The 6,123-nt window shown below is 54.7% G+C and carries 6 protein-coding genes and 1 tRNA gene; 3 read left to right on the top strand and 4 right to left on the bottom strand.

The genetic code is table 11. The features are described 5' to 3' along the window. Window positions 1-339 precede the first annotated feature (339 nt). Both V6C07_RS02090 and V6C07_RS02085 read left to right on the top strand, forming a co-directional pair. Entirely contained in the window at window positions 340-864 is a 525-nt protein-coding gene (locus V6C07_RS02090) for a hypothetical protein (RefSeq protein WP_072312499.1), read from the top strand. Between the two features lie 5 nt (window positions 865-869). After that, window positions 870-1,667, top strand: a complete 798-nt coding sequence (locus tag V6C07_RS02085; RefSeq protein WP_333534734.1) for a hypothetical protein — start codon at window positions 870-872, stop codon at window positions 1,665-1,667. Window positions 1,668-1,792: 125 nt separating this feature from the next. Here the strand turns inward: V6C07_RS02085 and V6C07_RS02080 are convergent, their stop codons facing one another. From V6C07_RS02080 to V6C07_RS02070, 3 genes are all read right to left on the bottom strand, one after another. Next, window positions 1,793-2,071 (bottom strand): hypothetical protein, encoded by a 279-nt coding sequence (locus tag V6C07_RS02080; RefSeq protein WP_333534733.1) that lies wholly within the window; start codon window positions 2,069-2,071, stop codon window positions 1,793-1,795. A gap of 93 nt (window positions 2,072-2,164) precedes the next feature. Continuing rightward, a tRNA-Met gene (locus tag V6C07_RS02075) sits at window positions 2,165-2,241 on the bottom strand. A gap of 293 nt (window positions 2,242-2,534) precedes the next feature. After that, window positions 2,535-3,332, bottom strand: a complete 798-nt coding sequence (locus V6C07_RS02070; protein ID WP_333534732.1) for an undecaprenyl-diphosphate phosphatase — start codon at window positions 3,330-3,332, stop codon at window positions 2,535-2,537. A 138-nt stretch (window positions 3,333-3,470) separates the two neighbouring features. On the opposite strand from V6C07_RS02070, the gene V6C07_RS02065 reads away from it, so the two are divergent. Next, window positions 3,471-3,665 carry a hypothetical protein gene (locus V6C07_RS02065; RefSeq protein WP_333534731.1) on the top strand — a complete coding sequence of 65 codons (195 nt, stop codon included), beginning with the start codon at window positions 3,471-3,473 and terminating at the stop codon, window positions 3,663-3,665. A gap of 334 nt (window positions 3,666-3,999) precedes the next feature. Here V6C07_RS02065 and metG read toward each other — a convergent pair whose 3' ends face one another. Next, window positions 4,000-6,012, bottom strand: coding sequence for a methionine--tRNA ligase (gene metG / locus V6C07_RS02060; protein ID WP_333534730.1), 2,013 nt, complete (start codon window positions 6,010-6,012; stop codon window positions 4,000-4,002). Window positions 6,013-6,123: the final 111 nt, after the last annotated feature.

Here is a 6,123-nt window from a genome sequence, read left to right as displayed (position 1 = left end):
CTGCGGCAGACCGTCTGTAACATTAAAGACAGCGGTGCCAGTCGTATTGCGCGCTAAATGCGTAATAGCGCCGGATATGTCGCCGTATATTTCGCGAATAGCATCACCACGCACGCCTCCCACGCCGGGAGCGAGTTATAAAAAGGAAAAACCCTATGTGTCGCATGAGAGAAATAACAGGCCGTCTGGATACATGCTGTAATTTTGTTGGTGCAGAAACCGATGGATTTCGGTTTTCTGGGTTCGGAATAAACGGAATTATCTATAAGCATCTAGAGTCAGGGCAAGAGTTGGATCAGCTTGAACTAATGCGCCTGTATTCTGCAAAGGAGTCTAATAATGACTAAATGCTATCAATATACTGCAGACGGCTATTTTGCCGGAGAAGTCGAAGACTACGGTTTACTGCCCAATAACGCCACGTACACAGCCCCCACAGTCGTTGAGGGCATGGTGCCGCGCTGGACGGGGGAAAAATGGGAACAGGTCGAAGATCACAAGGGGAAAAGCGGCTATGTAAATGGCCAGCCGCACGAAATTAAAGGATATGGGCCTCTGCCGGATGGTTGGAGCGATACGCCAGCCCCGCCAACGCTGACCGAGGCGCAAAACGCCAAGCGCACTGAAATAACGGTAGGTTTTACGGCAGCAATGGCCGCAAGCCTCGCAATGCCGAGCGCCACAATCCCCCCCGCTGCATATGAGGTGGCCACCGCTCTCTATGACTGGCGCACGGATGACCCCGAAGGTTATGCTGATTTGTTAGCTATTCACGAGGCCCGGCGTGACGCCTTGCTGACCGCTGTGAGCGACGCCGATTCCGCCGAAGCCGTGCAGGCCATAGTGGTTAGTTACGCGGTGTAGGGGCCATGAGCATCATTAATCGAATCACCGGCGGCGTCTGCACTGGCCCTGCAAAGCCAGGCGAGGATGGCCTGACGGTGTACGGTCCACATCAGCCTACTGAGATCCGTCAACGAGTGTACGATTTTCGGCTTTGCCCCAAGGTTGATCAGGACGAGGTCTTGAGCGGTGTTGACGGGGCAGATGTCCGGCTATCTGGTGTCGTTATATTGGGCGGTATCAAGGCTATCCTGGCTGGCAACGGCGATCACCCCGGCAACGATGTGCGCTATGCTCGATGGGAGCTGGAGGATTGCGTTATCATCGGCTCAGGCCGCCGTTGCCCGGAGGCTCAGGATGGCACTACAGTCACAATGCGCCGCTGTTGGGTGCATGATTTTGGGCAGGCGTTTGATGTGCGGGCCTTTGGCGCATGGGCGCACCGGGGCGCACGGATTATAGCTGAGGATTGTTTGTTCACGCAGAGTCAGTTGTGGCCCTGGGGGCTGGATCTGTTTTCGGCCATGACGGACATGGGTAATCATATTGGCCAGGCCGTTAACGATCATGGGCTGGCTGCGCTGCTGCGCTCACGCACCTACTTGCCAGGCCCATGCCGTGGGCTGACTGCAGATACAGGCGGTCTGACGCTGGCCACGCGCTGCTACCGCAATAGGCGCTGGATACGGATTGATGGCTGCAGCGACTATATAGATAGATCCGCCGCGCGGAAGATCGTTGTGCAAATCCAGGGCGCATGCCCAGACATGAGGCCGTATTTGGGTCAAGGGATGACGGGATTTTTTGACATTGCGACCGCCTGATTAGGTCTTTGACAATCGCATAGGGATTTGATGACCTTTTAGAGTTAAGGGGGGAGCGCAGTCCCCCCTTAACTCTGTAGCTAATGGCATGTGTATTATTAATTGTATAATTGTATTGTAAAATATTAATGTTGTTCTGTATATTCCATCTCAAAAATAGCATTCTCAAGAGATTCTTTTATTTTTTGGTGAGAACCATCTGTTTTTGCAGAAAATGAACTTGTCGCGATCGCACCAACCGATATGTGAGGTTCCTCAAAACGGATTGGCAACGGCGTTTGAGGCTTCCTGTTTTGCCTTATCCCAAGCCAGAAACAGAATGTCAAAAATGACACAAAAGCGGGGTTTTTACCCCGCTTTTTTACGTGGCCTCTTGTGCCAACTTGCGCACGAATCAGTGCCAACTTGCGCGCCCGCTTATTCTTTGTGTACAACATTCAAGCATAAGCGCCTTATATCTCTGGCACTTCCAATTATTCTAAGTGCCTGTATTTATATGGTAGCAAGGGAGGGATTTGAACCCCCGACACTGCGGGTATGAACCGCATGCTCTAACCAACTGAGCTACCTTGCCGTACGCTCGCCCTCAGGCAGCGCGACGATCTAAATATAAGATTTAGCCATGATTGGCAAGCAAAATTTTTCCAATTATCCGTGCCTGTTCGTTTTTTCTACATTTTTATCTTTGCGCTGCGCTCGAAGGTCGCAAAATGCTGTTTTTTCAGAAAGCACGAAACAATTTTGAAAAAACTTTCCGCAACAAGTTCCTCTCTTGCGGCAACCAATATCGCGGTACGTCCTGCGCTTGCGCAAAATATTTCCGCTCACGCACAGAAAACGACATTTCCGCGATGGTCGCAACGGCAACTAGTTCACCATGAAATAATATACAAAAGGCGCGATCAGCAGGCGGTAGCAGGCAAAAGGCACAAGAGTCATACGCCCCACCAGAGCCACAAAGACCTTCACCGCCAGAAGGGCCGATACAAAAGAACCAGCCATGCCCACAAGAAAAAAGGGAATATCCGCAGTGGTGAACATGCTCAGGTTTTTCAGCAGATCATAGCCCGTGGCGGCGACCATGATCGGCACAGCTGCGATAAAGGAATATTCCGCTGCCAGCGGCCTTCTGGCCCCAAGCAGCATGCCGCCCATAATGGTGGCCGCCGAACGCGAAAATCCCGGCCAGAGGGCCAGACACTGAAAACAGCCAATGCCCAGGGCCAAACGGGGGGTCATGTCGTCAAGGCTGACGCAGGTGGTTTTGAATTTGCGTTTTTCCACAAAAATCATGCAGATGGCACCCACAACAAGGGCAATGAGCACAGTGGACGGGCGGAACAGGTACTCCTTGATGTAGGAGTGCAGCAGCAGACCCAGAATGCAGGCGGGCAACGAAGTGAGCATAAGCAGCACGATACCGCGCGTGCCGGCGAAACGGACATAGGGCTGTGGCCTTACAAGCCCCCAGAAGCGCTTCCAGTAAAGAACCACCACGGCCATGATGGCCCCAAGCTGGATAACCACATCAAAGGTGGCGGCTTTTTCTCCCACAAAGCCGAGCAGGTCTCCGACCAGAATAAGATGGCCGGACGACGAGACCGGTAAAAACTCTGTCAATCCTTCCACAATGCTCAATATCAACGCTGTGAGCAAATTGTCCATAACTGGCCTCGTATATGGGTGCCATGCGGCGAGTTGCTGTTTGGCCGGTCGTTCTGCCGGCCGGAATACAGGCACACGGCGTTCTGCCGTTGCCAAAAAATGCCCTGCAGGCTATGAGTGAAAAAAAGGACGTACGCCATGAGTACCATAATGCCGCAGAGTGAATTGGTGCGAAAAGCCGCTGCCTATCTGGCGGAAGAGCGCGCGCGGGACCCCCGCAAGAGCCTGGCCCTGTTGCTGGATGAGGCAGGCATGCGCTTTAACCTCACTCCGCTGGACGCCATGTCTCTGGAACGCCTTTTCCGAAAAAGCGATACCGTCAAGACAGAGTAGCATCTGTACTTCTTCGGCCAAACGCCTTTCGGCAAAACCGGCAGGATCAGTCCGGGCAGCCCGCAGCCCGCGCAATGACGCGGCCTCGCAGAGAGCCTTGTGGCAGGAGCAAAAAGCACCAACGCCGCAAAACTAGAGAGTTTTGACGTTGCGGAGTACATCCGCAATGTTTTCAAAACGCTCTCTCCTGCGCCCGGCAGCGCAAATAAACAGCGCTGCCATCTTCATCCGTAAGCCCTTCGGCAGCGGATGCAGCCGTGTTTACGCTTTGGCGGCGGGTGCCTGCCCATGCGGCCGTCAGCGCGGTTTCACTTTGAAACCGCGCCAGGGCTTGCTATGCGATTTCGCTGCCGTCCGGCACATTGCCGTCAAGGGCAAGCAGGGTCAGGGAACTTCCGTCCCCGGCCGTGAGCACCATGCCGTGCGACATGAGGCCGCGAATCTTGCGCGGCTCAAGATTAAGCACTGCGCAAACGCGCTTTCCGACCATGACCTCGGGCGTGTAGTGCTCTGCAAGGCCGGAAAGTATCTGGCGCGGCTGCCCTTCGCCAAAATCTATTTCCAGCCGCAGGATACGGTCTGCATTGGGGTGCTTTTCGGCCACCAGCACTGTTCCCACACGCATGTCCAATGTCTTGAAATGATCAAATTCGATATTGGGCTTGCCCGAAACCGCCTCGCCTTCGCAGGAAGAGCACGGTTCCACCGGTTTACCGGCGTCGGCTTTTTGCTGCCTGGCCGCCTTATTTTCCGCCTTGGCCTGCGCCTTTGCGGCCTTGGTTTTTTCAGCCGCGGTCGGGTCTTTTTTCACCTCAATGCGCGGGAACAGGTTTGAGGCATCCGCAACAGCCGTACCCGGCACAAGCCCGTCCAGACTGTCCATCTCGTCTTCCAAAGAAGGCACAGGCGGCGTGTTTTCCCGCACAGGCTGCCCAAGCTGCTCCAGCATCTTGCCGCAGGCCACAGGCATGACCGGCCACAGGCACAGAGCCGTTTTGCGCATGGCGGCCAGCAACACATACATGACTGTGGCAAGGCGTTCCATATTGCCCTGCTTGTGCAGGGCCCAGGGAGCCTGGCTGTCCACGTATTTATTGAGGGCGCGCACCAGTTCCCACAGGGACTCAATCCCCTGAGCAAACTGCACATTGCCGAAAAGCTGGCTGAAATTGCGCATGGCCGTGGCGCACAGATCCTCAATGGCCTTGTCCGCCTCGTCAAACTGCTTGGGAGCAGGAACGCGGCTGCCGAAATACTTGGCAGTCATTGAAAGAACGCGGCTGAAAAGATTGCCCAGATCATTGGCAAGGTCTGCGTTTATGCGGCCCACAAGCGCTTCGTCGCTAAAGCTGGCGTCAGACCCGAAATGCATTTCACGCAGCAGAAAATACCGGAAGGCATCAGCCCCAAAACGCTGCGCCATTTCTTCCGGTTCAATCACGTTGCCCAATGACTTTGACATCTTGGTGTCGCGCACAAGCCAGTAGCCATGCACGTTGAGATGCCTGTACTGGGGCAGGCCCGCCGATTTGAGCATGGTGGGCCAGAACACGGCGTGCGGCTTGAGAATATCTTTGGCAACCAGGTGCTCGCCGGGCCAGTAACGCTCGAAATCCCCGCCGTCCGGCCAGCCAAGAGCGCTGATATAGTTGATAAGCGCATCAAACCAGACATAGCACACATAGTCCTTGTCAAAAGGAAGCTCGATGCCCCAGGTCAGGCGCGATTTGGGCCGGGAGATACACAGATCTTCCAGCGCGCCGGATTCCAGCATGGACAGCACCTCGGTGCGGTAGCGCTCCGGCCGGATAAACGTGGGATTCTGCTCAATATGCTCCTTGAGCCACGGCAGGTAGTTGGACATGCGGAAAAAATAGTTTTTCTCGCTTATGAATTCCGGCTTGCACAGATGCTGCGGGCAAAGGCCGTTTTCCAGCTCTTTTTCCGTGTAAAAGCGTTCGCAGCCGTAGCAGTAGTGGCCGCCGAACTCTCCAAAATAAATGTCCCCGGCATCATAAACCTTCTGCAAAAAACTCTGCACCGAAGCCACATGCGCAGGATCCGTGGTGCGCACAAAGCGGTCGTTAGCCACATCAAGCCGGGGCCACAATGCCTGAAAACGGGCGCTGATGCCGTCCACAAACTCCTTGGGCGATTTGCCTTCCTTTTCCGCTGCCTGCACAATCTTGTCGCCGTGCTCATCCGTGCCTGTCAGAAAGAGCGCATCCTGCCCGATCAGCTTGTGGTAGCGGGCCATGGCATCGGCTACCACGGTGGTATAGGCATGCCCCAGATGCGGTCTGGCATTAACGTAATAGATGGGCGTTGTGATAAAGAAGGTATTCACTCAAGGCTCCGTAAGCTTGTAATGGCTTGTAACTATTGATTTTCGTTTTTCTGCGTCTTGCGGCGGCGTTTGCGGCGCGGCTTTGCCGCATCGCCATGCCCATCGGCGCCC

Source organism: Desulfovibrio sp. 1214_IL3152 (assembly GCF_036763055.1).
GTDB lineage: Bacteria > Desulfobacterota > Desulfovibrionia > Desulfovibrionales > Desulfovibrionaceae > Desulfovibrio.
The sequence above is the reverse complement of the archived record's forward strand: the minus strand, read 5'-3'. Positions and strand labels throughout refer to the sequence as shown.

Coding starts and splice junctions, on each gene's coding strand:
- V6C07_RS02090 (WP_072312499.1), top strand. CDS start 340: ATGACTAAATGCTATCAATATACTGCAGACGGCTATTTTGCCGGAGAA.
- V6C07_RS02085 (WP_333534734.1), top strand. CDS start 870: ATGAGCATCATTAATCGAATCACCGGCGGCGTCTGCACTGGCCCTGCA.
- V6C07_RS02070 (WP_333534732.1), bottom strand. CDS start 3,332: ATGGACAATTTGCTCACAGCGTTGATATTGAGCATTGTGGAAGGATTG.
- V6C07_RS02065 (WP_333534731.1), top strand. CDS start 3,471: ATGAGTACCATAATGCCGCAGAGTGAATTGGTGCGAAAAGCCGCTGCC.